Source organism: Cupriavidus sp. F041 (assembly GCF_057814235.1).
This window is the reverse complement of record NZ_JBVASY010000002.1, coordinates 879738-904336: the sequence shown is the minus strand read 5'-3', so window position 1 is coordinate 904336 and position 24599 is coordinate 879738. Positions and strand designations below refer to the sequence as shown.

General features: G+C 64.2%; 25 protein-coding genes and 1 tRNA gene. 9 read left to right on the top strand and 17 right to left on the bottom strand.

Annotation, left to right across the window (positions count from 1 at the left end):
• Position 1: 1 nt before the first annotated feature.
• The 10 genes from ACZY0R_RS21270 to ACZY0R_RS21225 all read right to left on the bottom strand — a co-directional run bounded on the left by ACZY0R_RS21270 (position 2) and on the right by ACZY0R_RS21225 (position 9164).
• Entirely contained in the window at positions 2 to 484 is a 483-nt protein-coding gene (locus ACZY0R_RS21270) for a NuoB/complex I 20 kDa subunit family protein (protein WP_006156837.1), read from the bottom strand.
• A 6-nt stretch (positions 485 to 490) separates the two neighbouring features.
• The gene (locus tag ACZY0R_RS21265) at positions 491 to 850 is read right to left on the bottom strand and encodes an NADH-quinone oxidoreductase subunit A (protein WP_006156838.1); all 360 of its coding nucleotides are present in this window, start codon (positions 848 to 850) and stop codon (positions 491 to 493) included.
• A 164-nt stretch (positions 851 to 1014) separates the two neighbouring features.
• Positions 1015 to 1099: transfer RNA gene (locus tag ACZY0R_RS21260), tRNA-Leu, on the bottom strand.
• Positions 1100 to 1305: 206 nt separating this feature from the next.
• Positions 1306 to 1665, bottom strand: a complete 360-nt coding sequence (gene secG, locus ACZY0R_RS21255) for a preprotein translocase subunit SecG (protein WP_488861001.1) — start codon at positions 1663 to 1665, stop codon at positions 1306 to 1308.
• A 46-nt stretch (positions 1666 to 1711) separates the two neighbouring features.
• Entirely contained in the window at positions 1712 to 2449 is a 738-nt protein-coding gene (gene tpiA / locus ACZY0R_RS21250) for a triose-phosphate isomerase (protein WP_082094880.1), read from the bottom strand.
• Positions 2450 to 2609: 160 nt separating this feature from the next.
• Positions 2610 to 3614 (bottom strand): NAD(P)H-quinone oxidoreductase, encoded by a 1005-nt coding sequence (locus ACZY0R_RS21245; RefSeq protein ID WP_488861000.1) that lies wholly within the window; start codon positions 3612 to 3614, stop codon positions 2610 to 2612.
• 190 nt (positions 3615 to 3804) lie between these two features.
• Positions 3805 to 6018: a polyribonucleotide nucleotidyltransferase gene (gene pnp / locus ACZY0R_RS21240; protein WP_488860999.1), complete on the bottom strand. Its 2214-nt coding sequence runs from the start codon at positions 6016 to 6018 to the stop codon at positions 3805 to 3807.
• Positions 6019 to 6483: 465 nt separating this feature from the next.
• Positions 6484 to 6756, bottom strand: a complete 273-nt coding sequence (gene rpsO / locus ACZY0R_RS21235) for a 30S ribosomal protein S15 (protein WP_035868720.1) — start codon at positions 6754 to 6756, stop codon at positions 6484 to 6486.
• A gap of 205 nt (positions 6757 to 6961) precedes the next feature.
• A complete protein-coding gene (locus tag ACZY0R_RS21230; RefSeq protein WP_488860997.1) occupies positions 6962 to 8206 on the bottom strand; it encodes a branched-chain amino acid ABC transporter substrate-binding protein in 1245 nt (414 codons plus the stop codon).
• 205 nt (positions 8207 to 8411) lie between these two features.
• Positions 8412 to 9164, bottom strand: a complete 753-nt coding sequence (locus ACZY0R_RS21225; protein WP_488860995.1) for a glycosyltransferase family 25 protein — start codon at positions 9162 to 9164, stop codon at positions 8412 to 8414.
• Between the two features lie 191 nt (positions 9165 to 9355).
• Between ACZY0R_RS21225 and ACZY0R_RS21220 the strand changes: the two genes are divergently transcribed.
• Positions 9356 to 9883 (top strand): hypothetical protein, encoded by a 528-nt coding sequence (locus tag ACZY0R_RS21220; RefSeq protein ID WP_488860993.1) that lies wholly within the window; start codon positions 9356 to 9358, stop codon positions 9881 to 9883.
• A 129-nt stretch (positions 9884 to 10012) separates the two neighbouring features.
• Here the strand turns inward: ACZY0R_RS21220 and ACZY0R_RS21215 are convergent, their stop codons facing one another.
• From ACZY0R_RS21215 to ACZY0R_RS21185, 7 genes are all read right to left on the bottom strand, one after another.
• Entirely contained in the window at positions 10013 to 11551 is a 1539-nt protein-coding gene (locus tag ACZY0R_RS21215; protein WP_488860991.1) for a 2-isopropylmalate synthase, read from the bottom strand.
• Positions 11552 to 11921: 370 nt separating this feature from the next.
• Positions 11922 to 12425 (bottom strand): peptidoglycan-binding protein LysM, encoded by a 504-nt coding sequence (gene lysM / locus ACZY0R_RS21210; RefSeq protein WP_488860989.1) that lies wholly within the window; start codon positions 12423 to 12425, stop codon positions 11922 to 11924.
• A gap of 162 nt (positions 12426 to 12587) precedes the next feature.
• Positions 12588 to 13490 carry a CDP-diacylglycerol--serine O-phosphatidyltransferase gene (pssA, locus tag ACZY0R_RS21205; RefSeq protein WP_488860987.1) on the bottom strand — a complete coding sequence of 301 codons (903 nt, stop codon included), beginning with the start codon at positions 13488 to 13490 and terminating at the stop codon, positions 12588 to 12590.
• Positions 13491 to 13532: 42 nt separating this feature from the next.
• On the bottom strand, positions 13533 to 14177 hold the full coding sequence (locus tag ACZY0R_RS21200) for a phosphatidylserine decarboxylase (protein ID WP_045238158.1): 645 nt from the start codon (positions 14175 to 14177) through the stop codon (positions 13533 to 13535).
• Between the two features lie 156 nt (positions 14178 to 14333).
• A complete protein-coding gene (gene ilvC / locus ACZY0R_RS21195) occupies positions 14334 to 15350 on the bottom strand; it encodes a ketol-acid reductoisomerase (RefSeq protein WP_043344720.1) in 1017 nt (338 codons plus the stop codon).
• A 97-nt stretch (positions 15351 to 15447) separates the two neighbouring features.
• Entirely contained in the window at positions 15448 to 15939 is a 492-nt protein-coding gene (gene ilvN / locus ACZY0R_RS21190; protein WP_035868746.1) for an acetolactate synthase small subunit, read from the bottom strand.
• Positions 15939 to 17699 (bottom strand): acetolactate synthase 3 catalytic subunit, encoded by a 1761-nt coding sequence (locus ACZY0R_RS21185; RefSeq protein WP_488860984.1) that lies wholly within the window; start codon positions 17697 to 17699, stop codon positions 15939 to 15941. The genes ilvN and ACZY0R_RS21185 overlap by 1 nt, the downstream gene beginning before the upstream one ends.
• Positions 17700 to 18068: 369 nt before the next feature.
• Between ACZY0R_RS21185 and ACZY0R_RS21180 the strand changes: the two genes are divergently transcribed.
• The 8 genes from ACZY0R_RS21180 to ACZY0R_RS21145 all read left to right on the top strand — a co-directional run bounded on the left by ACZY0R_RS21180 (position 18069) and on the right by ACZY0R_RS21145 (position 24549).
• A complete protein-coding gene (locus ACZY0R_RS21180; protein WP_035868751.1) occupies positions 18069 to 18635 on the top strand; it encodes an RNA polymerase sigma factor in 567 nt (188 codons plus the stop codon).
• Complete coding sequence (locus ACZY0R_RS21175; protein WP_488860982.1) at positions 18632 to 19066, top strand: DUF3619 family protein; 435 nt, start codon at positions 18632 to 18634, stop codon at positions 19064 to 19066. Before ACZY0R_RS21180 ends, ACZY0R_RS21175 begins: the two co-directional genes overlap by 4 nt.
• A gap of 1 nt (position 19067) precedes the next feature.
• Complete coding sequence (locus tag ACZY0R_RS21170) at positions 19068 to 19820, top strand: DUF3106 domain-containing protein (RefSeq protein ID WP_488860980.1); 753 nt, start codon at positions 19068 to 19070, stop codon at positions 19818 to 19820.
• A 276-nt stretch (positions 19821 to 20096) separates the two neighbouring features.
• Positions 20097 to 20663 (top strand): RDD family protein, encoded by a 567-nt coding sequence (locus tag ACZY0R_RS21165; RefSeq protein ID WP_488860978.1) that lies wholly within the window; start codon positions 20097 to 20099, stop codon positions 20661 to 20663.
• Positions 20660 to 21637: an esterase/lipase family protein gene (locus ACZY0R_RS21160; protein ID WP_488860976.1), complete on the top strand. Its 978-nt coding sequence runs from the start codon at positions 20660 to 20662 to the stop codon at positions 21635 to 21637. Before ACZY0R_RS21165 ends, ACZY0R_RS21160 begins: the two co-directional genes overlap by 4 nt.
• Positions 21638 to 21897: 260 nt before the next feature.
• Complete coding sequence (locus ACZY0R_RS21155; protein WP_045238164.1) at positions 21898 to 22902, top strand: UDP-2,3-diacylglucosamine diphosphatase; 1005 nt, start codon at positions 21898 to 21900, stop codon at positions 22900 to 22902.
• A 101-nt stretch (positions 22903 to 23003) separates the two neighbouring features.
• Entirely contained in the window at positions 23004 to 24149 is a 1146-nt protein-coding gene (locus ACZY0R_RS21150) for a glycosyltransferase family 4 protein (protein ID WP_488860974.1), read from the top strand.
• On the top strand, positions 24049 to 24549 hold the full coding sequence (locus ACZY0R_RS21145; RefSeq protein ID WP_488860972.1) for a diacylglycerol kinase: 501 nt from the start codon (positions 24049 to 24051) through the stop codon (positions 24547 to 24549). The genes ACZY0R_RS21150 and ACZY0R_RS21145 overlap by 101 nt, the downstream gene beginning before the upstream one ends.
• Positions 24550 to 24599 lie beyond the last annotated feature (50 nt).

Sequence of the window (24599 nt, the reverse complement as noted above, 5' to 3'; positions counted from 1 at the left end):
GTCAGCCCTTGCGCGCGATGGTGTTGGTGCGACGGATCTTGTTCTGCAGCTGGATGATGCCGTAGATCAGCGCTTCCGCCGTGGGGGGGCAGCCAGGCACATAGATATCCACCGGCACGATCCGGTCGCAACCACGCACCACTGAATACGAGTAGTGATAGTAGCCGCCGCCATTCGCGCACGAACCCATCGAGATTACCCAACGTGGCTCTGCCATCTGGTCGTAGACCTTGCGCAGCGCGGGGGCCATCTTGTTGCACAGCGTGCCGGCCACGATCATCACGTCCGACTGGCGCGGCGACGGGCGGAAAATCACGCCGAAGCGGTCCATGTCGTAGCGCGCGGCGCCAGCATGCATCATTTCCACAGCGCAGCACGCCAGGCCAAAGGTCATCGGCCAGAGCGACCCGGTGCGGGTCCAGTTGATCAGCTTGTCAGCGGTAGTCGTGACGAAGCCTTCATTGAGAACGCCTTCGATTGCCATATCACATCACTCCCAATCGAGCGCGCCCTTTTTCCAGATGTAGACGAAGCCCACGATGAATTCCAGCAGAAACACGCCCATGGCGAAGAAACCCGGCCAGCCGATATCCCGCAGGGCTACACCCCAGGGAAACAGGAAGGCGGTTTCGAGATCGAACAGGATAAAAAGAATAGCGATGAGGTAGTAGCGCACGTCGAACTTCATGCGCGCGTCCTCGAACGCTTCGAAGCCGCACTCGTACGGAGAGAGCTTCGCGGGATCAGGTTTGTTGGGACCGAGAATTCGGCCAATCGACATCAGTGCAATGCCGAGCACGACACCGAAGATGATGAAGATGAGGACGGGGAAGTAGGCTTCGAGATTCAAGGTACGGCCAGCCTTATCTGGAATGTTGTCAACAGCACCAGCGGTAAGCGGCGTCCTGTTGCCCACCCCAAGCGCCATTCCGTAGAAATTACGACGCCGCCTTGCGGACTGTCCGGGTTGCCCACCCGGGATAAACTCCGGACGGGCAACCCGATCAAGTTGTTTGGTGCCGACGGCGAGACTCGAACTCGCACAGCTTTCGCCACTACCCCCTCAAGATAGCGTGTCTACCAATTTCACCACGTCGGCTGGGGGAGAAACAATATTGCCTCGCGCCGGGCTTTTCAGGGCCCAGGGTTTTTACACCCTTCGGAACTCTGGCTGGGACCGCTTTGTCCTGGCTGGAGCCCCGTCGCTGGGGGATCGTTTCAAGCCTTGTATTCTAACCTAGGATTCTCGTTTTGTTCAATGCACAACTGCAAAAATCTTCAAGAATCAGACACAAGGCTCGTTGATTATTTCGGTACTGCGGGCGCGGACGAATTCGACGCCGCGGCACCCGATGCAGCAGCAGCAGCCGCCGCTGCCGGTGCCACCTGCGGCGCGGAGCCCATCACACCCAGCGATGCCGCCGGCCGATAGTTGCCCAGCAGCGTCAGGCTCAGCGTGCAGATGAAGAACAGCGTCGCCAGCACGGCGGTGGTACGCGACAGGAAGTTGGCCGAGCCGGTGGCGCCGAACAGGCTGCCCGAGGCCCCCGAGCCGAACGCCGCACCGACATCGGCGCCCTTGCCATGCTGCAGCAGCACCAGGCCAATCACGCCAAGCGCGGATAGTACCTGCGCCACTACCAACAAAGTTTTGAAAATTGCCATTTGGTTCGATTCGCTTGCCTGATCAGACCCTATGAGCGGCCGGCATTCAGGCGTTGCCGATCGCGAGGAAATCGTCCGACTTCAGCGAGGCGCCTCCGATCAGGCCCCCGTCGATGTCGGGCATGGAAAATAGTTCTGCCGCGTTGTCCGGCTTGACGCTGCCGCCGTACAGCATGGCCATGCGAGCCGCAACCCCTGCATCGCGCGCTGCCACCTGGCCGCGCAGGAAGGCATGCACGGCCTGGGCCTGCTCGCTGCTTGCGGTCTTGCCGGTGCCGATTGCCCACACCGGCTCATATGCCAGCACGATACGCCCAAGTTGCTCCAGCGACAGCGCTTCGAGCACGGCGCCAAGCTGACGGCCAACCACCGCCTCGGTCTCGCCGGCCTCGCGCTGCGCCAGGGTCTCGCCCACGCACACTACCGGCACGATGCCGAATTCGAGTGCGCGCAGCGCCTTGGCCGCCACCGTGGCATCGCTCTCGCCATGGTAACTGCGGCGCTCCGAATGCCCCACCAGGGCGTACGAAACACCGAACTCGGCCAGCATGGATGCCGCCACTTCGCCCGTGAAGGCACCGCGTGCCTCGGCGGATACGTCTTGAGCGCCCCAGGCCACATTGGAGCCGGCCAGCAACGACTGGCACTGCGCCAGGTAAGGGAACGGCGCGCACACCGCAAGGCGGGCACGTGCCGGTACAGCCTTGATACCTTCCAGCAGGGCCGCGTTGGCGGCCAGGCTGCCGTGCATCTTCCAGTTGCCGATGACGAGCTTTTGTCTCACAGGGCGCCCCTCTCAATCAAACCGGGTATTGTAGCGCGGGCCAGGGCCCTACGCCACCGAAGGGGCCCGAAATCGGCCCTGAGGCTCCCGCGCCCAGGCGATCCCGGGGCCCGCCCTGCCCTGCCATCCCGCCGGGGCGCGCAGCCCCGGCCCCGCCCGCTTACCAGGTCAGGACGATCTTGCCGATGTGCTCGCTCGATTCCATCAGGCGATGCGCGTCAGCCGCCTGGGCAGCCGGGAAGGTCTGGTGGATCACCGGCTTGATCTTGCCTGCGGCCAGCAGCGGCCAGACGTTCTGGTGCAGCGCTTGCGCGATCTCGCCCTTGAACGAAGCCGGGCGCGGACGCAGCGTCGAACCGGTAACGGTGATGCGTCGGCGCAGGATGTCGCCTAGCGGAATCTCCGCCTTGGCGCCGCCCAGCAGCGCAATGATCACGATGCGGCCGTCGTCGGCCACGCAGGAAAGCTCGCGCGCCAGGTAGGGGCCGGCCACCATGTCGAGGATGACGTCCGCGCCGCGGCCACCGGTCAAGGCCTTGACCTCGGCGACGAAGTCTTCGGTTTTGTAGTTGATGGCGCGGTCGGCGCCCAGCGCCTCGCAGGCACGGCACTTGTCAGCGCTGCCAGCCGTCACGAAGACCTTGTGGCCCAGTGCCTTGGCAATCTGGATGGCGGTCGTGCCGATGCCGCTGGAGCCACCCTGGATCAGCAGGGTCTCATCCTTGCCCAGCGGGCCGCGGCCCAGGTAGCCGCGATCGAACACATTGCTCCACACGGTGAAGAAGGTCTCGGGCAATGCCGCGGCCTCGATATCCGACAGGCCGGCCGGCACCGGCAGGCATTGCGCCGCGGGGGCCACGCACAACTCGGCGTAGCCACCGCCCTGCACCAGCGCGCAGACGCGATCGCCCAGCTTCAGGCCGAAGCGGTTGTCGGCGTGCGACAGGTCGCCGCCGGCAACCACACCCGCCACTTCCAGGCCCGGCAGGTCGGACGCGCCGGGCGGCACAGGATAGTTGCCGGTGCGCTGGAATACGTCGGGGCGGTTGATGCCGGCCGCGCTCACGCGGATCAGGATCTCTCCCGCCTTGGGCACGGGATCGGGACGTTGCGCCAGTTGCAGGACTTCGGGGGCGCCGTATTCGCGGATTTCGATGGCTTGCATTGCTGCTCCTTGCTTTTCACATGCGGCGGGCTCTCGCACGCATGACGGGGGATCGATCTGCTCTGCCGCCGCGCAGCCCTACAAACGGGCCGAACGGGCCGCCCGTGGTGGACGGGACTGGCGGCAGTGTAAACAAAAAAACGGCTGGACATCGCCAGCCGCTTTCTCTGCTACGGATACTACGAAACGCTTACTGCTGTTGCTGATCCGCCGAAGGCGTCGTCGGCGCAGCCGGTGCGGCCGGTGCGGCCGGTGCGGCCGGAGCAGCAGGTGCTTCGCTGGTGTTGGCGATCGGACTGATGCTGCCACCCTCTTCGGCCAGCGCGGCCTTCAGGGACAGGCGCAGGCGGCCCTTCTCGTCGGCCTGGATCAGCTTCACGCGAACGTGCTGGCCTTCCTTGAGCCAATCCTTGATGTCCTTGACGCGCTCGTTGACGATCTCGGAGATGTGCAGCAGGCCGTCCTTGCCCGGCAGGATGTTGACGATGGCGCCAAAGTCCAGCAGCTTCAGCACGGTGCCGGCGTAGATCTTGCCCACTTCGGCTTCCGCGGTGATGCCTTCGATGCGGCGCTTGGCTTCGGCCATGCCATCGGTCGAGGTCGAGGCGATGGTGATCGTGCCGTCTTCCTGGATGTCGATGGTGGTGCCGGTTTCCTTGGTCAGCGCCTGGATGGTCGAGCCGCCCTTGCCGATCACTTCGCGGATCTTGTCCGGATGGATCTTCATGGTGATCATGCGCGGTGCGTGCTCCGACAGCTCGGTGCGCGCATGGCCCATCGCATCCTGCATCTTGCCCAGGATATGCAGGCGGCCTTCCTTGGCTTGCGCCAGCGCGACCTGCATGATTTCCTTGGTGATGCCCTGGACCTTGATGTCCATCTGCAGCGCCGTGATGCCGTTGTCGGTACCCGCGACCTTGAAGTCCATGTCGCCAAGGTGGTCCTCGTCACCGAGGATGTCGGTCAGCACGGCGAACTTGTTGCCTTCCAGGATCAGGCCCATGGCCACGCCGGCCACGTGCGCCTTGATCGGAACGCCGGCGTCCATCAGTGCCAGGCAGCCGCCGCACACCGATGCCATCGACGACGAGCCGTTGGATTCGGTGATTTCCGACACCAGCCGAATGGTGTAGGCAAATTCGTCATCCTTCGGCAGGACCGGGATCAGCGCGCGCTTGGCGAGGCGGCCGTGGCCGATTTCGCGGCGCTTGGGGCTGCCCACGCGACCGGTTTCGCCGGTGGCGAACGGAGGCATGTTGTAGTGGAGCATGAAGCGGTCGCGGTATTCGCCGGCGAGCGCGTCGATGATCTGCTCGTCGCCCTTGGTGCCCAGCGTGGCAACCACCAGCGCCTGGGTTTCACCACGGGTGAAGATGGCCGAGCCGTGGGCGCGCGGCAGCACCGACGAACGGATCTCGATCGGGCGCACGGTGCGGGTGTCGCGGCCATCGATGCGCGGCTCGCCCGACAGCACCTGGCTGCGCACGATCTTGGCTTCGATGTCGAACAGCACGTTGCCCACTTCGACCTTGTCGGCTTCCACGCCGGCTTCGGCCAGCTTGGCCGTCACGGAGGCGTAGACTTCCTTGAGTTTCTGGCTGCGAGCCGACTTCTGGCGCAGCTGGTAGGCGTCCTGCAGCAGCGGCAGGGCGATCTCGCCAACCCTGGCGATCAGCGCTTCGTTCTTCGGTGCGGCGGTCCAGTCCCACTCCGGCTTGCCGCCGTCGCGCACCAGGTCATGGATGGCGTTGATGGCGGTCTGCATCTGCTCGTGGCCATAGACCACGGCGCCCAGCATCACTTCTTCCGACAGTTGGCGGGCTTCCGACTCCACCATCAGCACGGCGCGCTCGGTACCGGCAACCACGAGGTCCAGTTCCGATGCGGCGATCTGCGAGCGGGTCGGGTTCAGCAGGTACTGGCCGTCCTTGTAGCCAACGCGCGCTGCGCCGACCGGGCCGCTGAACGGAATGCCCGACACTGCCAGGGCAGCCGACGCGCCGATCAGGGCGGGGATATCCGCCGGCACTTCCGGGTTCAACGACAGCACGTGGATGACCACTTGCACTTCGTTGTAGAAACCTTCCGGGAACAGCGGGCGCAGCGGACGGTCGATCAGGCGCGAGGTCAGCGTCTCGTTTTCCGACGGACGACCTTCACGCTTGAAGAAGCCACCGGGGATCTTGCCGGCGGCGTAGGTCTTTTCGATGTAGTCGACGGTCAGCGGGAAGAAGTCCTGGCCGGCCTTGGGCGACTTGGCAGCGACAACGGTGGCGAGCACCACGGTGTCTTCAATGTCGACGATCACGGCACCGCCAGCCTGGCGGGCAATCTCGCCAGTTTCCAGGCGCACCTTGTGCTGGCCCCACTGGAATTCCTTGACGATCTTATTGAACATGGTCATGAGCGTTCCTTTAATTCGCGCTTGCACGCTTGTGCAACGCCCGCGTTAGCAGCCGCGGGCGAACTGCCGGATCATCGTCGGTCGCAGTTGCAGGGAAGTGCTATGCCATTCCAGTGCGGCACCTGCTCAGTTGGCGCTCAGGTGGATACCGCCCTGGAATGACACAAAACCCCGTTTCCTTGCCCGACTCCGGTATGGTATTTGAATGACTGCAGACGAATCACTGCAGAAAAAGCTAAAGAACGAAGTAACTTACTCCGTTGCACGTCTTGGCGCAACGGGCGCCAGCCCGGGGGGCATGGCGCCATCAAGTGAAACAAAAATCACTTTAAGCGATTCAAGGCATCGACCTTCCGGCCGCAAAAACAAAATGCCTGCATCAGCGGGGCTGACGCAGGCATTCGTGGCTCACGCGAAGGCGTGCAGTGCATCCATTCGTGCTGCCATCCGGACGATCCTGACTGCTTACTTACGCAGGCCGAGCTTCTCGATCAGCGAACGATAACGGTCGGCATCGTTGGCCTTGAGGTAGTCCAGCAGGCGGCGACGACGGCTCACCATGCGCAGCAGACCGCGGCGGCTGTGGTGATCCTTCATGTTGGCCTTGAAGTGGGGGGTCAGTTCGTTGATGCGGTTGGTCAGCAGGGCGACCTGGACTTCCGGGCTACCGGTGTCGTTGGCGGCGCGTGCGAACTGCTTGATGACTTCGGTCTTGCTGTTGATTTCGGCTACTGCCATGGTGATTTCCTTTTCACTTGCGAACGCTACAGCGCGGAATGTGCCGTATGCGTCGTGCCTTTGATGTTGCTGTCAGGCAATTTTCTGTCCTGGCCGTACCGATTGAGCAACCGGTTGGCTGTGACAGCCGGCGATTATAGCGGAAATTGGGACGGGGATGGAATTTGCCCGGTTGTGGGCTGGCTGCCCCCCCGCCGAATCCCCGCTAAAACCTCTCCATCTTGCAACTGGTAGACAGTGTAGTCTGGGCGGACTTCAGCTTCCTGACAGTCCGGAACCCATACCCCGACCCTTCGTTATCGAACCGCACATCCCCGCCCTGCCGCTCCATCACGGAAACATAAAGCGGCTGCAGCACCTGGTGGTCATCGGCCCGGATAGTCGCCTCATGAAAATCGTTGACATAGCGCATGCCCTCGAGCGCCCGCGCCACCTTGACGGCATCCGTCGACCCTGCCTTCTCGATCGCCCGGGCCAGCATCTCCACCATCATCTGCATGCGCAGGTGCACGTAGTCGTCCTTGGGCTCCGGGTAGCGCGCCCGGAACGCCTGGTAGAACGCATCCGAAGCCGCGCCGCCCACGTTCGGATGCCACTCGGCCACCGCCAGCACCCGCCCGACCCCGGCGTCGCCCATGGCCGCCGGCGCGCCCAGGCCGTTGCCATAGAACGTGTAGAACTTGGCCTTCAGTCCGCCTTCGCGCGCTGCCTTAACCATCAGCGTGAGATCGTTGCCCCAGTTGCCCGTAATCACGGCGTCCGCGCCACTGGCCTTGATCTTGGCGATATATGGGGCGAAATCCTTGATTTTGCCGATCGGATGAAACTCATCGCCCACGATGCGCAGCTCAGGGCGCTTGACAGCCAGCATCTCACGTGCCGAACGAGCCACCTGATGACCAAAACTGTAATCCTGGTCGATCAGGTACACGCGCCGCACGCTGGTATCAGCGCGGATGACCTCGGTCAGCGCCTGCATACGCATGTCGGCACTCGCGTCGAAGCGGAAATGCCAGAAACTGCAGCTTTCGTTGGTCAGCGCGGGATCGACCGCGGAATAGTTGAGGAAGAGCACGCGCGCCTCAGGCTGGCGCGCGTTGTGCCGATTGATGGCGCCCACCAGCGCGCCAGCCACCGCCGAACTATTGCCTTGCAGGACAAAGGGGATGTTCCTGTCCACCAGGCCGCGCAACTGGATCAGGCTCTCGTCGACATTGCCCTTGCTATCGAAGGTAACGAGTTCAAAGGGACGCGGGCCCTCGGCAGTCTTGACGCCGCAACGCGCGTTGACGCGATCGATGGCAATCCGCAGGTTGCGCACAACGGCATCGCCCGCGTTGGCAAAGGGACCGGACAACCCCTCGATCATGCCGAGACGGATCGGCTCCTGCGCGCCGGCCCCGGCCGCTACCGCGAGCAAGCAAGCTGCCAGCCATCGTTTACACCACATCGAGAGACCTCCCACTAAAGCGCTGCATGGTAAGCCAGGTACCAGGCAGAGGCAAATGGGCGCACCTTCGAGGCAATGCGCGGAATTGAGCGAGAATAGCCCAAGCGCCGCCGAAAATAGAGGAAGTTGAAGGGGAGAAGGAAGGGCCAGCGATCGCCGGCTCCCTGTATTCGGCCCCAAGCCGGCGCATTCCGGCGCGCGGACGCTAGCGCCAGAGCTGGCGCACGCGCTTTTGCCAGAGTTTCTTCCAGTTGAAGTGAAAGCGCTGCACGAAGGGAGCGCGAGTCACCGGCTCCAGCGTGTTTCGAAACGCACCGTTCTTGCTGCCCTGCTCCACCACCGGGTCTTCGAGCCAGAGAATGGCGATGCCCACGTCGTGATCCATTTTGTCGAACGCGAGGTCGATCGGCAGTTCCGTCGGATTGCGCGCCATCCAGTCGAGCCGGAGGCCGGCCTCGACGGAACCAATCAGATAGGAATCGGTAAGGCGGCCACGGGAATTGCGATACAGGCGCTGCCCCGCCACCCGCTCGCTGCGAGGCGTGTACTGGTTTGCACCGCAGCCCAGATAGATGACGTGCGGGTTCGCGTAGGAAGCGCCCTCTTTCAATGCGTGAGCCAGGCCAGCCATAAAGTCATCGGATAGCACGGCATCGTCTTCCAACACCAGGCTACGCCGCCATCCGCGCTCCTGGATACGCTTGAGCGCAACGACGTGCTTCAGCGAGCAGGACTTCTGTCCGGGGCGTAGTCCCGTGCCCTTGAAATAAGCGCGATCGGTGTCCGGATCAATATCGGTGGCATCGAAATCGTGGACGAACTCACCCTCCAGCCCGAAGCGGGCGAGTTGCGCCTCGATATGCTTGCGCCGCTCGACGAAGGAGCGAACGTTGATGATAAGGATACCGTCGAGCCCGAGCCTCCGGAGGTCAGGCGGGACCGTGAGTTTGCCATGCATGGAATGGATATACGAATGCGCCGGTCAAGGCATAAAATCTGAAAGAGTAGATAACGGCTCCCAACGAGTGCCCTTTAGGAAGCGCCGCGGATTTATAACACGCCCTACTACGGAGCGTCTGCTGGATCACATGAGCCGCACACTGCTTTTGTGCGCAGCTACGCTCCTAATAATAGCCGGGGAGGACAGCCATGAGGATCCCATTGCCATGTGACACCAGAGGGATCGTGTTCGCAGCAGTGGCTGCCACCCTGGCGGGCTGCTCCGCGCTGCAACCCGCTCAGGAGGCCGGGAAGATGCTGGGGGCACCGGAAGCCGCCATACAGGCCCGCTTCGGCACGCCAACCGATACGTATGCGCTGCCCGATGGCAAGCAGCGTTGGATCTACTCGAAGCAGCCCTTCGGGCAGCAGGCCTACGCAGCCGACTTCGACCGCGGCGGCAAGCTCACCGCGTTCCGCCAGATGCTGCAGACCAACGAACTCTATCAGGCGGAGGTCGATGTCTGGACCAAGCTCGATGTAGAACAGCACTTCGGCAAGCCCCGCGAGCCCAAGCAGTATTTCCCGCTGATGAAGCGTGAAGTGTGGTCTTACCGCCTCCTCCATGAAGGCAACTGGCCGTCAATGTTCAATTTCCATTTCGACGGCGGCGGCGTGCTGCGCCAGACCCAGATCACACCCGACCCCCTCGCCAACGGGCCTGGCCGGCGCCGCTGAGGTGTGGCCGGGGCCGATCGGGGGGCATGCGCAGGACGCAAAACGCCCGCCGTCGTCCTCGTGGGAACGCGGCGGGCCGATTCAAGCCCCGCTGCCGCTTAGGCCGCGGGCTTACCGGTCAGATCGGGATCAGATCTGCGGGTTGATCTTCTGCACGGCCTTGTCGTGCAGCTTGTTCAAGGCAGCCAGGTAGGCCTTGGCCGAAGCGGCCACGATATCGGGATCGGTGCCCACACCGTTGACGATGCGCCCGCCCCTGGACAAGCGGACCGTTACCTCGCCCTGGGCCTGCGTGCCGGCGGTAATGGCATTGACGGAATACAGCACCAGTTCGGCGCCGCTGTTGACCTTGCCTTCAATCGCGTGCAGCGTGGCATCGACCGGACCGTTGCCCTCGCCCTCCCCGGTCAGCTCCTGGCCGTCCATATTGAACACCACGCGCGCATGCGGGCGCTCGCCGGTTTCGGAGTGCTGCGACAGGGAGATAAAGCGGAAGTGCTCGTTGACGTCGTGTGCCTCGTCGGAAACGATGGCCATGATGTCTTCGTCGAAGATCTCGGACTTCTGGTCGGCCAGTTCCTTGAAGCGGGTGAACGCGGCGTTGACTTCGCTCTCGCTTTCCAGTTCGATGCCGAGTTCCTGCAGGCGCTGCTTGAAGGCGTTGCGGCCCGAGAGCTTGCCCAGCACGATCTTGTTGGCGCTCCAGCCCACATCTTCGGCGCGCATGATCTCGTAGGTATCGCGCGCCTTCAGCACGCCATCCTGGTGGATGCCCGAAGCATGGGCGAACGCGTTGGCGCCGACCACGGCCTTGTTGGGCTGCACCACGAAGCCGGTGATCTGCGATACCAGCTTGGAGGCCGGCACGATCTGCGTGGTGTCCACACCGACGTCGAGGTCGAAGTAGTCGCGGCGCGTCTTCACCGCCATCACCACTTCTTCCAGGCTGGTATTGCCGGCGCGCTCGCCGAGGCCGTTGATGGTGCACTCGACCTGGCGCGCGCCGCCGAGCTTGACCGCTGCCAGCGAATTGGCCACCGCCATGCCGAGGTCGTTATGGCAATGCACGGACCAGATGGCCTTGTCGGAATTGGGGATGCGCTCGCGCACCGAGCGGATCAGCCCTGCATAGCCTTCCGGCACGGCATAACCCACGGTATCCGGCAGGTTGATGGTGGTAGCGCCTTCACGAATCACGCCTTCGAGCACGCGGCACAGGAAATCCATGTCCGAACGGCTGCCGTCTTCGGGCGAAAACTCGATATCGTCGGTGAACTGGCGCGCAAAGCGTACCGCCAGGATGGCCTGTTCATAGACCTGGTCCGGCGTCATGCGCAGCTTCTTTTCCATATGCAGCGCCGAAGTGGCGATGAAGGTATGGATACGGAAGGAGTTGGCCGGCTTCAGCGCTTCTGCCGCGCGCGAGATATCGCGGTCGTTGGCGCGGGCCAGCGAGCAGATGGTCGAATCCTTGATGACCTGCGCGATGGAGCGGATCGCTTCAAAGTCGCCGTTGGAGCTGGCCGCAAAGCCGGCTTCGATCACGTCGACCTTCAGGCGCTCCAGCTGCCGCGCGATGCGGATCTTTTCCTCGCGGGTCATGGAGGCGCCTGGCGACTGTTCGCCGTCGCGCAAGGTGGTGTCGAAAATAATGAGTTTGTCGGACATGGGTGGGGCTCCTGGGCTTATCTTTGTATCTGGCGAATCAAGTTGCTGTCTCGGCATTCGCCGTGTTGTTTTGCTGTGCTGCTGTATTGGTGCTGAATGCAAAACGCCCCGGCGTGCAGTGATGCAGGCCGGGGCGTTTTATGAATCCTGTGTGACTTGGCGCGAGGGTCTTGGCTTCCCTCAGCGCGAACGCGTCCCGACCTGATGACCTAGTAGGCCACCTAGAATGGTGCGGGCGAGTAGGGCTTGGCGCGAAATCATGTCAGCGACTATAGCCGAGATGCCGGGCGTGTGCAATATGGTCGCGTGAATCGGGGTGATCGCCGGAAAGGAAGGCCCCAGGGGCGCCCTGCCCCTGGGATGCCAGGCGTCAGGCCTTGGGCGGGATGCGCAGCTTCTGGCCGGGATAGATCTTGTCCGGATGCGACAACATGGGCTGGTTGGCCTCGAAGATGGTGGTGTATAGCGCACCGTTGCCATAGGCCGTCTGGGAAATCGCCCACAAAGTGTCGCCCTTGACCACCGTATGCCATGTCGACTCGATCGAGTCGACATTGACCGACATCTTGTCCTCGACCTTCTCCACGCCCTGGACATTGCCGCAGCACAGGACGATCTTCTCGCGGGTCGCCTGATCCGGCGCCACGCCGAATACCGTCACCAGCGCCTGTGCACCGTCGACCTGCACCATCAACCCGGTGGCATCCAGGTTCATCTGCTTGATGTAGCCCTCGATGGCATCGCCAGCCGCGCGGTTGGCCGCGTCGACGTCCGCCGACGGTGCATCGGCCGGCGCCTCGGCCGGCGCGGCCTTGGCTGCGCTGCCGCCGAACAGTTTCTCTCCTGCTTCCTTGATGAAGTCGAGCATGCCCATGAGAACCTCCAGTTGGTCAGTGATAAGTGGACAACAGTGGATACAGCAAACCACGGCAAACCACGCCGCTAGCCTGCGCCCCGACCTTGCGGGCCGGTCAGCGCAGAGTTCTGGAAAGCGAAAAGTATAAAGGCGCCGTAGCGCCTCTTTACTGACCTGCCGTCAGGAACGTTCGTTCCCGCCGTCCCGCACCGTCCGGATGCCTGCCGGCTTGCCATGCAACGCATGCCAGCCCCATAGCAGGTAGCCGGAAATGGCGTACGCCACGAACAGCCCGAACAACGCCACCGGCGGATCCGTCGAGACCACGACAAACAGCACCAGTACCAGCACCATCATGCCGAAAGGCACGCGGTAGCGAACATCGAGCGCCTTGCCGCTGTAGAACGGCGCGTTGGAAACCATCGAAAGCCCGGCATACAGCGTGATGCCGAATGCCACCCACGGCATCCACAGTTCCTTCACCGGCAGCTTGTTGTCGATCACCAGCCAGACAAAGCCGGCCACCAGCGCCGCCGCCGCCGGGCTGGGCAGCCCCTGGAAGAAGCGCTTGTCGACCACGCCGATGTTGGCGTTGAAACGTGCCAGCCGCAGTGCCGCGCACGTGCAATAGACAAACGCGGCGATCCATCCCCACTTGCCCAGGTCGTGCAGGATCCACTCGTACATCACCAGCGCCGGCGCAACCCCGAATGAGGTCATGTCCGACAACGAGTCATATTGCTCGCCGAACGCGCTCTGCGTGTTGGTGATGCGCGCCACACGGCCGTCCATGCCATCCAGCACCATGGCGGCGAAGATGGCGATGGCCGCGCTGTCGAAGCGCATGTTCATGGCCTGCACGATGGCGAAGAATCCGGCGAACAGCGCCGCCGTGGTGAACGCGTTGGGCAGCAGGTAGATACCGCGCCGGCGCGGGCGCACATACTCGATATCGTGATCGTCGCCGGCTTCGTCGTCGAAGTCGCCGGGTTCGTTGCCGCGCAGCTGATTGTGGCGAAAAGGACGCAAGTTCGTCACGTTGCCATTGCTAACGCGCTTGTTGCGTCGGTTGAAAGCACCCATGCCTGTTCTCCAGTGGGTCCGGTGTATTCCGGCCTGGCCGGATTAATCCAGTTCGGCCAGGATGGTCGACGAGGCCGACACTTTTTCGCCAATGGTGACGCGCGGGCGTGCATCCACCGGCAGGTAGACGTCGACGCGCGAGCCAAAGCGGATGAACCCGTAGCGCTGGCCACGCGAAAGCGTTTCGCCAACCCGGGTGTAGCAGAGGATGCGGCGGGCCACCAGGCCGGCCACCTGTACCAGGGTCACCACCTTGCCGTCAGCGGCGCGGCGGATGACCACAGCGTTGCGTTCGTTTTCCAGCGAGGCCTTGTCGAGGTCGGCGTTGACGAACTTGCCGGGGAAATACTCGACCTTCTCTACCTTGCCATCCACGGAGACGCGGTTGGAGTGTACGTTGAACACGTTCATGAAGACACTGATCTTCAGCGCCTCGCGCCCCGCAAAGGGATCCATGGTCTTCTCGACCACCACGATGCGGCCGTCGGCGGGGGCCAGGACGGCGTTCGGCTGGGCCGGGATGTGCCGCGGCGGATCGCGGAAAAACTGCAGCACGAACAGCGTAATGATCCACAGCGGCAAGGCCCACCAGAAGCCAGCGCTGACCTGCACCAGCAGCGAGATGACAAAGGCGCCGGCCAGGAACGGCCAGCCTTCACGGGCGATCAGCGGATGAGGATAGTTCATGCAGTGCTTGGATAGAGGAATAAAGTCTGACAAGGATAACAAAAAGCCGTTCAGTCCCCGCCCGAATAACCCCTCGAAGCGGGGATATTGCGCGGAATACTGAACGGCTGCGGCCCGCGCCGTCAGCGGCGGCGGGCCGTCGGGCTGCAATACAGCTTAGTTCTTCGACTGGTCGACCAGCTTGTTCTTTGCGATCCAGGGCATCATGGCGCGCAGCTTGGCACCCACTTCCTCGATCTGGTGCTCGGCCGTCAGGCGGCGGCGCGAGATCAGGGTCGGGGCGCCGGCCTTGTTTTCCAGCAGGAAGCTCTTGGCGTATTCGCCGGTCTGGATGTCGGTCAGGCATTGCTTCATGGCCTTCTTGGTCTCCTCGGTCACGACGCGCGGGCCGGTGACGTATTCGCCGTATTCGGCGTTGTTGGAGATCGAGTAGTTCATGTTGGCGATGCCGCCTTCATAGATCAGGTCGACGATCAGCTTGAGTTCGTGCAGGCACTCGAAGTAAGCCATTTCCGGCGCGTAGCCAGCTTCCACCAGCGTCTCGAAGCCAGCCTTGATCAGTTCCACGGTACCGCCGCACAGCACGGCCTGCTCGCCGAACAGGTCAGTTTCGGTTTCTTCGCGGAAGTTGGTTTCGATGATGCCGGCGCGGCCGCCGCCATTGGCGGTAGCGTACGACAGGGCGATGTCACGGGCGGCGCCGGACTTGTCCTGGTGCACGGCGATCAGGTGGGGCACGCCGCCGCCTTGGGCGTAGGTCGAGCGCACGGTGTGGCCCGGGGCCTTCGGGGCGATCATGATCACGTCGAGGTCGGCGCGCGGGATCACGGCACCGTAGTGCACGTTGAAGCCGTGGGCGAAGGCCAGTGCTGCGCCTTGCTTGATGTTATCGTGCACTTCGTTCTTGTACACGTCGGCGATCTGCTCGTCCGGCAGCAGGATCATGACCACGTCGGCGTCCTTGACGGCGTCGGCCACTTCCTTGACTTGCAGGCCAGCGTTGACTGCCTTGTTCCACGATGCGCCGCTCTTGCGCAGGCCGACCGTCACCTTGACGCCGGAGTCGTTCAGGTTCTGCGCGTGGGCGTGGCCTTGCGAGCCGTAGCCGATGATGGTGACGTTCTTGCCCTTGATCAGGGAGAGGTCGGCGTCCTTGTCGTAAAACACTTTCATGATAATTCCTTCGATCTTTCGTTTTCGTGTGTCGGGTTGGCGGCTACCGCCCGGCTAGTGCCGGCACCGGCGCCGCCGCTGGATACTGCAATCGGGTTCAGACCTTCAGGATGCGCTCGCCGCGGCCAATGCCCGAGCCGCCGGTACGGACGGTCTCGAGGATGGCGGCGCGGTCGATGGCGTCGAGGAAGGCATCCAGCTTGCCGCCGTTGCCGGTCAGCTCGATGGTGTAGGTCTTCTCGGTAACGTCGATGATGCGGCCGCGGAAGATGTCGGCGGTGCGCTTCATTTCCTCGCGCTCCTTGCCCACCGCGCGCACCTTGACGAGCATCAGCTCGCGCTCGATGTGCGCGCCTTCGGTCAGGTCCACCACCTTGACCACTTCCACCAGGCGGTTCAGGTGCTTGGTGATCTGCTCGATCACGTCGTCCGAACCACTGGTGACGATGGTCATGCGCGACAGCGAAGCGTCTTCGGTGGGTGCCACCGTCAACGTCTCGATGTTGTAGCCGCGCGCCGAGAACAGGCCAACCACGCGCGACAGCGCGCCGGGTTCATTTTCCAGTAGGACCGAAATGATATGTCGCATTACAGGTCCTCCGCGCCAAGCAGCATTTCGGAGATACCCTTGCCGGCCTGCACCATCGGCCACACGTTTTCAGTCGGGTCGGTCTGGAAATCAAGGAACACGGTACGGTCTTTCAGGCGGAACGCTTCGCGCAGGGCGGGCTCGACATCGGCCGTCTTTTCGATGCGCATGCCGACATGGCCATAGGCCTCGGCCAGCTTGACGAAGTCGGGCAGCGCATCCATGTAGGAGTGCGAGTAGCGGTTGTCGTACTCGATTTCCTGCCACTGGCGCACCATGCCGAGATAGCGGTTGTTGAGCGCGCAGATCTTCACCGGGGTGTCGTACTGCAGGCAGGTCGACAGTTCCTGGATGTTCATCTGGATCGAGCCTTCGCCGGTGATGGTCACCACTTCCTTCTCGGGGAAGGCTTTCTTGATGCCCATCGCGTATGGCAGGCCCACACCCATCGTGCCCAGGCCGCCGGAATTGATCCAGCGGCGCGGCTCGTTGAACTTGTAGAACTGCGCGGCCCACATCTGGTGCTGGCCCACGTCCGAGCAGACAAAGGCGTCGCCGTGGGTCAGTTCCCAGATCTTTTCCACCACGTACTGCGGCTTGATGATCTCGGATTCGCGGTCATACTTGAGGCAGTCCACCGAACGCCACTGCTCGATCTGCTCCCACCACTTGGCCAGGGCCTCGCGCTTGGGCTTCACGTCGCTGGCCTGCAGCTGCGCGATCAGTTCCTGCAGCACATCCTTGACGTGGCCCACGATGGGAATGTCGACCTTGACCCGCTTCGAGATGGAAGACGGATCGATGTCGATATGGATAATCTTGCGCGGCTGCGAGGTGAAGTGAGCCGGGTTGCCGATCACGCGGTCGTCGAAACGGGCGCCGATGGCAATCAGCACGTCGCAGTTCTGCATGGCCATATTGGCTTCATACGTGCCGTGCATGCCGAGCATGCCGACGAACTGCTTGCTGGTGCCAGGGAACGAGCCGAGACCCATCAGCGTGTTGGTGACCGGATGACCGGTCAGCGCGGCAAGCTGGCGCAGCTCCTCGCTGGCGTTGGCCAGCACCACCCCGCCGCCTGCGTAGATGAACGGCCGTTCGGCGCCCTGCAACAGCGCGAGCGCCTTGCGGATCTGGCCCGAATGGCCCTTGTTCACCGGGCTGTACGAGCGCATGTCGACCGACTTGGGGTACTCGTACTTGCAGGAATTGCGGGAAACGTCCTTGGGAATATCGACGACAACCGGGCCAGGACGGCCGGTCGCGGCGATATAGAACGCCTTCTTGATGGTCGAAGCGAGATCGCGGACGTCCTTGACCAGGAAGTTGTGCTTGACGATGGGGCGGGTGATGCCGACCGTGTCGCATTCCTGGAAAGCATCCTGTCCGATGGCGTGCGTCGGCACGTTGCCGGTGATGATCACCATCGGGATCGAGTCCAGGTAGGCCGTGGCAATGCCCGTCACCGCATTGGTGACGCCGGGACCGGAGGTCACCAGGGCGCAGCCCACCTTGCCGGTCGCACGCGCATAGCCGTCTGCGGCATGAACCGCGGCCTGCTCGTGGCGCACCAGGATGTGCTCGATCTTCTTTTGCTTGTAAAACTCGTCGTAGATATACAGCACTGCGCCACCGGGGTAGCCCCAGACGTACTCGACGCCTTCTTCGGCAAGTGCGTGAACGAGAATTTCCGCACCGATCATTTCGGGTGCGGCAGATGAATTGCTGTCTGCGTGGAATTCCGCGCTGGGCATGTTCATTTCAGTCCTTTGCAATTTTCGGCAAAAAATTGTTCGGATGCTCTCTGCCGGGCTTGTGGCACGGGTTCAAGCGGTGCGCGTCTGCATGGAAGACCGCCTCATAAGCGGCCGGATGAGACAACCACTGATGTCGTGTGAACCAGCGATGATACTGTATTGCATCAGGCTGGTCTACGGGCTTTTTTCATCCCGGGGGCTTCGCGCAAAATTCGGGAACGCACTACCCTACCCGGCGCCTGAATGACCACAAGAGAGAACAAGGATGGTCACAGGGGGGGTTATTTGCTAGCATCCCACCATTTTGGACGTGCAAGAAGCCGTTTCCTGCACATCCGTCGGCCAAGGCCCCACCGTCTGTACCCCGCCTGCATGGCTACCGATCAGGAACTATCCGACTTTCTCGCCAGCGTCGAGCGGCGCGCCTTCAAGCAGGCCGTGTTTGCGGTGCGCGACGACGAAGCCGCCCTGGACATTGTCCAGGACGCGATGATCAAGCTCGCCGAAAAATATGGCGACAAGAACGCCGCTGAACTCGCGCCGCTGTTCCAGCGCATACTGCAAAACACCATCCACGACTGGTTCCGCCGCCAGAAAGTGCGCAATACCTGGGTCACGCTGTTTTCCAACCTGCGCGACGACCGCGAAGGCGAGGATAATGACCTGCTCGACACTTTCGAGGCCGAGATCGGCACCGAATCCGCCGAGAGCAGCGCCGACAAGGTCGAGCGCGCCCAGACCATGCACATCATCGAACAGGAGATCCAGCGCTTGCCGGCACGTCAACGCGAAGCCTTCCTGATGCGTTACTGGGAGGATATGGACGTCGCGGAAACGGCTGCTGTCATGGGATGCTCCGAAGGCAGCGTCAAGACGCACTGTTCCCGTGCCACGCACACACTGGCGCAGGCATTGCGAGCGCGGGGGGTCCGACTATGAGCACGAGAAACGAAAAAGAAATCAACGAACGCCGCCTGGCACACGAGATTCGCACGGCACTGGACGCCTCGGCGAATGCGTTGCCCGACAATGTGACCGACCGGCTCGCCGCCGCGCGGCGGATAGCGCTGTCCCGCAAGAAGGCGCAGGCCGCCGTTACCGCGCCGCAGCTGGTCACGGCCGGGATGCACACGGTCTCCTTCGACGAGGATGACTCGCCGCTGCATCGCGCAGGCGCATGGCTGCGCCGCCTCGGACTGGTGTGGACGCTGGTGGCGCTGGCCGCCGGACTGATCGGCATTTACCACTGGCAGCAGCAGCAGCGCGTCGATGAGCTCGCGGATGTGGATGCCGCCATGCTGCTCGACGATCTCCCGCCCACGGCCTATGCCGACCAAGGCTTCCACGTCTTCCTGAAGCGCGGCCAGTAACATGACCAGCGCCCACCTCAACCCCGACGCACCGCGCCGGCGGCTGGCGGCCTTGCTGCTGGCCGGGATGGCTGCCGCCGTCACTTTGTACCTGGGGCCGCTTACGTGCCACGCACAGGGTGGCCGCGCGCCCGCTGCCGCCGCCGTCGCAAACGCCCATCCGGCCTGGGAGGAACTCAACCCCGTGCAGCAGCGCGTTCTGGAGCCGCTGGCCGGGGAGTGGAACACCTTCCCCGAGCTGAACAGGCGGAAATGGCTGCAGATCGCTGAGCGTTATCCAAAATTTTCGCCCGCCGAACAGGCACGCCTGCAGACGCGCATGACCGAATGGGTCAAGATGACGCCCCAGCAACGCCGCCTGGCCCGCGAAAACTACCAGATCACGCGCTCGGTGCCGGCCCAGAAGAAGGCCGAAGCCTGGGACAAGTACCAGCAGTTGCCGGAAGAGCAGAAGAAGAACCTGGCGGCGGCCGAGAAGGTGCCGCGCCGTCCTGGCGCAGTCAGCGCACTGCCTTCGGGCAAGCGGCTGCCCGCCGAGACCACGCGGCAATTGCACCTGGAAAAGAAGGCGCCGGCCAGCGCCACCTCCAACGCCAGGCGCACGCCGGCACCCAAAGCCGCCCCACCTGCGCCTGAGCCCCAGGCCACCTCGACGGCCGCCGCCCCGGCCCCGGCGGCGGACACCCCGCGCGAGGCCGCCACCGAGGCTGCCGCCAGCAGTGCCACCAGTCCCGACGAGCCGGTGCGCCGCTGAGGACCTGCGGTAGCGCTGCCCGTACTGCCACACCCTGACGATCCCGGCTTTTGGCATAATGCCGCTTGTGCTGCCCCAGCCGCGCTTGTTTCCTGCCTGGCGGCCCTGCTTCGCCGCCCGGCTCGCCGTGGACGCCGCTGCCGCGAATGACTTGGGAGTCATGGGATCCCGCCAGATCCCATCATCCGGCAGCCTTATTTACCAGGCGGCGCGCTGCCCGCTCAGGCATCACCGCCGAGCCGGCGCCGGACCCCGCCGTTTTCCCGTCTGATCGCCATGCCTGCCGTCACCACGCCCAAATCCAACGCCAAGCCGGCTGCATCCGCCGCGCCAGCCACCCCCGTGGGGCCGGGCCAGGCGCCGACTATCCGCCGCCGCATCGCCTGCATGCTGTACGAGGGCGTGCTGCTGTTCGGCGTACTGAGCGCCTCTACCGGGCTCTACCTGCTGGCGCGCCCTGGGCTGCAGCAACTGGGCCTGGACGGTCGCTTCACCATGCAATGCTGGAGCTTCCTGGTGCTGGGCTGCTATTTCGTCTGGTTCTGGCAGCGCAATGGCCAGACCCTGGCCATGCAGACCTGGCGCATGCGCGTGGAGACGGCCGCGGGAACGCCCCCGCGCTGGCCGCAGGCGGCGCTGCGCTACCTGCTGGCATGGCTGTGGCTGCCACCTTCGGCGGCGGCCGGCCACTTCCTCGGCCTCGTCAAGGGCCCCTTCATCGGCGTGCTGTGCGCCGGATTGCTGCTCTGGATCCTGCTGGCCTGGCTGGACCCCAGGCGGCAGTTCCTGCACGACCGCCTCGCCCGCACCCGCCTGACCGACCTGCGCCCGCCCAAGCCATGAACCTGTCGGCTGCCGCCTTGCGCCGCACCGCGGTGGCATTGCAGGCCGCCGCAGCACTGGGCTGCGCCACCGCACTCCATGACTGGCATGACTGGTCCCTTGCCCCAGCCCTGCTGGCCGGCATCGGCGTGGTGCTGGCGGTGCTGGGACTGGCCGTCGCCGGCGCCTTTGCCATTTCCCTGCGCGGCATCGGCGAGCCCGCCGAGACCCGCCCGCCGCTCCCGCCCGCCTTGCTGGACACCCGGCCGGCGCCGTTGACGCTGCCGCGGGCGCTGGCCTGCTACTTGCGCGAATACGCCGCTGTGTTCCGCATGTTCAACTGGCTGCAGCCGTTCTGTTCGCACCGGCGCCTCCGTCCGGCCAATGCGCCGAGTTCGCGTCCGCCGCTGCTTCTGGTGCACGGCTACGGCTGCAACCATGCGGTCTGGCTCGATATGCAGCCCGCCCTGGCGGCGGCCGGCTATCACTGCGAGGCGATCGACCTGGACCCGGTCTTCGGCGACATCGCTCACTATGCCCTCGAAGTGCGCGCCGCCATGGCACGCATCGCCGCCACCACCGGCCAGCCCCCGCTCCTGCTCTGCCACAGCATGGGCGGCCTGGCCGCGCGTGCCGCGCTGGCCGGCAGGGGTGCGCCGCCCCCGTGCCGCGGCATCGTCACGCTGGGCACCCCACACCACGGCTGCGCGCTGGCCCGCTACGGCGGCGGTTTCAACGCGCGCCAGATGCGCTGCGGCAGCGCCTGGCTGCGCGCGCTGGCGGCGCGGGAAACGCCCCGCCAGCGCGCCGCGCTGGTGTCGATCTTCAGCTGGCACGACTCCATCGCCGGCCCGGCCGGCACGTCCTGGCTGGAAGGCGCCCATCACGTTCCCCTGGCCGGCATCGGCCATGTCAGCCTGTTGCGGCACCCGCAGGCCACGCAGGCCGCGCTGCGCGCGCTTGCGCAGTTGTCGGCGGTGGCTCCGGCGGCCTGAGCCGCCGGCGGACGTTGCCGGGTTTCGATTTCGGTGCTGTTGGCTTTTGCAGCCAAGGGCTGTCGCCGTTTCTTGTACGGCGCTGTTTTTTTGAAGCCCAAACCCAGCATCGTACAAAGCGGCAACCGCCACAGCCCGGCACGCCGGCGCCCCTCATCGCGCATGGCATCCTCGCAACGGTCATATGACGTTCATGTTTCCGTCACCGCTCCGTCACGCGCTGCTGGCCCAATGCAGCCATCGTCGCTACCGGGGCCACCATGGTTCAAGCTCTTCGTTCTGCCTGCGGACGTCTGGCCAAGGCCACGTATCTGCTGGGCAGCCGCACCGCCGAGTCTCAATCCCTGCCCGCCGCGCTGGCCGCATTCATGCCACCGGGCAGTACCTTGCAGCAACGGCCTCCCGCGCGTACCGCCACCTCTCCCGCCCCTGCCAATCCTGCCCCCCCGGACACCACAGTCCAAACCCCGCACCCTTCCCACCCGATCCGCCATTACCGTGCCATCTGGCTGTCCGACATCCATCTCGGCACGCCCGGCTGCCAGGCCGACTACCTGCTCGACTTCCTCAAGCACAATGAATCGGACCAGCTCTACCTGGTCGGCGACATCATCGACGGCTGGCAATTGCGCCGCGGCTGGTACTGGCCGCAAAGCCACAACGACGTGGTGCAGAAGCTGCTGCGCAAGGCGCGCAAGGGCACCGAGGTGATCTACGTGCCGGGCAACCACGATGAGGTGGCGCGCCAGTTCGACGGCCTCGCCTTCGGCGACATCACGGTGCGCGAAGACGCCATTCACGTCACCGCCGCCGGCCGCAGGCTGTGGGTGGTGCATGGCGACCTGTTCGATGGCGTGGTGCAGCACGCGCGCTGGCTGGCCTACCTGGGCGACTCGCTCTACACGCTGATCCTGGCCATCAATCGCCACTTCAACCGCATCCGTGCCCGTCTCGGCTTCCCGTACTGGTCGCTATCGCAATACCTGAAGCACCAGGTCAAGAACGCGGTGAATTACATCAACTCGTTCGAGCAAGCGATGGTGGACGAAGCGCGCCGGCGCGGCTGCGACGGCGTGGTGTGCGGCCATATCCACAAGGCCGAGATCCGCGAGGTGGACGGCCAGCTCTACTGCAACGATGGCGACTGGGTGGAGAGCCTGTCCGCCCTCGTGGAAACCCAGGACGGCGAGCTGCAGATCGTCTACTGGACCACCCTGCTCGATGCACCGGCCACGGCCAGCCGCCGCGCCACCGCCACGGCCTGACAAGGCTTGATGCGGTCACCACCGCCACTCTCGCCAATCACCTTGATCGCCCCGGCGCCGCCGGGGCCGTCACCCACGCGGCCCGGCCGCAAGGAGCACGCATGAAGATCCTGATCGTCACCGATGCCTGGGAGCCGCAGGTCAATGGCGTGGTGCGCACACTCAAGTCCACTCGCCGCGAGCTGATCGAGATGGGACACACGGTGGAACTGATCACCCCGCAGGAATTCCGCACCATTCCTTGCCCGACCTATCCCGAGATCGCGCTGTCCCTGTTCGCCGGCGCCAAGGTCAGGGAGCGTATCCGGTCCTTCGCGCCGGATGCCCTGCACATTGCCACCGAGGGACCACTGGGGCTGGCGGCGCGCCGCCATGCGATCCGTGAGCGGCTGCCCTTCACCACGGCGTACCACACGCGCTTCCCCGAGTACGTGCAGGCGCGCTTCGGCATCCCGCTGGCGTGGACTTATCGCTTCCTGCGCTGGTTCCACGGCCCGGCGCGCGCGGTGATGGCGCCGACACCCGTGGTGCTGCAGGACCTGCACAGCTTCGGCATCACGCACGGCGTACTGTGGACCCGCGGCGTCGACCTGGATGTGTTCACCGCGCAGCACGTCAACGTGCTCAACACGGCGCACCCGATCTTTCTCTATGTGGGCCGCGTCGCCGTGGAAAAAAACGTCGAGGCCTTTCTCGCGCTGGACCTGCCGGGCTCCAAGTGGGTGGTCGGCGACGGGCCGGCACTGGCGTCGCTACGTGCGCGCTATCCTGGTGCCAGCTACCTCGGGGTGCTGAGCCAGCAGGAACTGGCCAAGGTGTATGCTTCAGCCGACGTCTTCGTATTCCCCAGCCGCACTGATACGTTCGGGCTGGTCTTGCTCGAAGCGCTGGCCAGCGGCCTGCCGGTGGCCGCCTATCCGGTGACCGGGCCAATCGATGTGCTTGGCGACAGCGGCGCCGGGGTGATGCACGAAGACTTGCGCGAAGCTTGCCTGGAGGCGCTGCGCATCGACCGTGCCACCGCCCGCGCCCATGCCGAGCGGTTCTCGTGGCGTGCCGCCTCCGAGCAGTTCCTGACTCACCTGCAGCCGCTGCCGGCCGTTCGCGCGGCGCTGAACGGCAACGCCGCACGTACCACATCCGAACATGCCGACTCCGCATCGCCCGCCGTCCGACCCGCACCGCCCGCCAGCGCCCCAGACCTCGGCGCCGGCCCAGGACTCGCCGAACAACGACTACACGATTGAGCAGAACCCCCACAAAGGCAATCGCGGCCTGGCACGGGCCTGGCATGCCGGCATCAATTCGCTGTCCGGCCTGCGCTACGCGGTGCTGGAAGAGAGCGCATTCCGCCAGGAACTGACGCTGGTGGTCATCCTGACACCCTGCGCCCTGCTGCTGCCGGTCGGCATCGTCGAGCGCATCCTGCTGCTGGGCACCTTGCTGCTGGTGCTCATTGTGGAGTTGCTCAACTCCAGCGTGGAAGCCGCGGTCGATCGCATCTCGCTGGAGCGCCACAGCCTGTCCAAGCGCGCCAAGGACTTCGGCAGCGCCGCGGTGATGCTGGCGCTGGTGCTGTGCGGAGGTACCTGGCTCGCCATTGCCGGACCGATCGCGGTGGACTGGCTGCGGGCGCTGGCAGCCTGACGCTGGGCGCTTCCGTCGTCAAACAGGGCGTCCGTGGCCGATACGGCATT

Coding starts and splice junctions, on each gene's coding strand:
- ACZY0R_RS21270 (WP_006156837.1), bottom strand. CDS start 484: ATGGCAATCGAAGGCGTTCTCAATGAAGGCTTCGTCACGACTACCGCT.
- secG (WP_488861001.1), bottom strand. CDS start 1,665: ATGGCAATTTTCAAAACTTTGTTGGTAGTGGCGCAGGTACTATCCGCG.
- ACZY0R_RS21245 (WP_488861000.1), bottom strand. CDS start 3,614: ATGCAAGCCATCGAAATCCGCGAATACGGCGCCCCCGAAGTCCTGCAA.
- pnp (WP_488860999.1), bottom strand. CDS start 6,018: ATGACCATGTTCAATAAGATCGTCAAGGAATTCCAGTGGGGCCAGCAC.
- rpsO (WP_035868720.1), bottom strand. CDS start 6,756: ATGGCAGTAGCCGAAATCAACAGCAAGACCGAAGTCATCAAGCAGTTC.
- ACZY0R_RS21230 (WP_488860997.1), bottom strand. CDS start 8,206: ATGTGGTGTAAACGATGGCTGGCAGCTTGCTTGCTCGCGGTAGCGGCC.
- ACZY0R_RS21225 (WP_488860995.1), bottom strand. CDS start 9,164: ATGCATGGCAAACTCACGGTCCCGCCTGACCTCCGGAGGCTCGGGCTC.
- ACZY0R_RS21220 (WP_488860993.1), top strand. CDS start 9,356: ATGAGGATCCCATTGCCATGTGACACCAGAGGGATCGTGTTCGCAGCA.
- ACZY0R_RS21215 (WP_488860991.1), bottom strand. CDS start 11,551: ATGTCCGACAAACTCATTATTTTCGACACCACCTTGCGCGACGGCGAA.
- lysM (WP_488860989.1), bottom strand. CDS start 12,425: ATGGGCATGCTCGACTTCATCAAGGAAGCAGGAGAGAAACTGTTCGGC.
- pssA (WP_488860987.1), bottom strand. CDS start 13,490: ATGGGTGCTTTCAACCGACGCAACAAGCGCGTTAGCAATGGCAACGTG.
- ACZY0R_RS21200 (WP_045238158.1), bottom strand. CDS start 14,177: ATGAACTATCCTCATCCGCTGATCGCCCGTGAAGGCTGGCCGTTCCTG.
- ilvC (WP_043344720.1), bottom strand. CDS start 15,350: ATGAAAGTGTTTTACGACAAGGACGCCGACCTCTCCCTGATCAAGGGC.
- ilvN (WP_035868746.1), bottom strand. CDS start 15,939: ATGCGACATATCATTTCGGTCCTACTGGAAAATGAACCCGGCGCGCTG.
- ACZY0R_RS21185 (WP_488860984.1), bottom strand. CDS start 17,699: ATGAACATGCCCAGCGCGGAATTCCACGCAGACAGCAATTCATCTGCC.
- ACZY0R_RS21180 (WP_035868751.1), top strand. CDS start 18,069: ATGGCTACCGATCAGGAACTATCCGACTTTCTCGCCAGCGTCGAGCGG.
- ACZY0R_RS21175 (WP_488860982.1), top strand. CDS start 18,632: ATGAGCACGAGAAACGAAAAAGAAATCAACGAACGCCGCCTGGCACAC.
- ACZY0R_RS21170 (WP_488860980.1), top strand. CDS start 19,068: ATGACCAGCGCCCACCTCAACCCCGACGCACCGCGCCGGCGGCTGGCG.
- ACZY0R_RS21165 (WP_488860978.1), top strand. CDS start 20,097: ATGCCTGCCGTCACCACGCCCAAATCCAACGCCAAGCCGGCTGCATCC.
- ACZY0R_RS21160 (WP_488860976.1), top strand. CDS start 20,660: ATGAACCTGTCGGCTGCCGCCTTGCGCCGCACCGCGGTGGCATTGCAG.
- ACZY0R_RS21155 (WP_045238164.1), top strand. CDS start 21,898: ATGGTTCAAGCTCTTCGTTCTGCCTGCGGACGTCTGGCCAAGGCCACG.
- ACZY0R_RS21150 (WP_488860974.1), top strand. CDS start 23,004: ATGAAGATCCTGATCGTCACCGATGCCTGGGAGCCGCAGGTCAATGGC.
- ACZY0R_RS21145 (WP_488860972.1), top strand. CDS start 24,049: ATGCCGACTCCGCATCGCCCGCCGTCCGACCCGCACCGCCCGCCAGCG.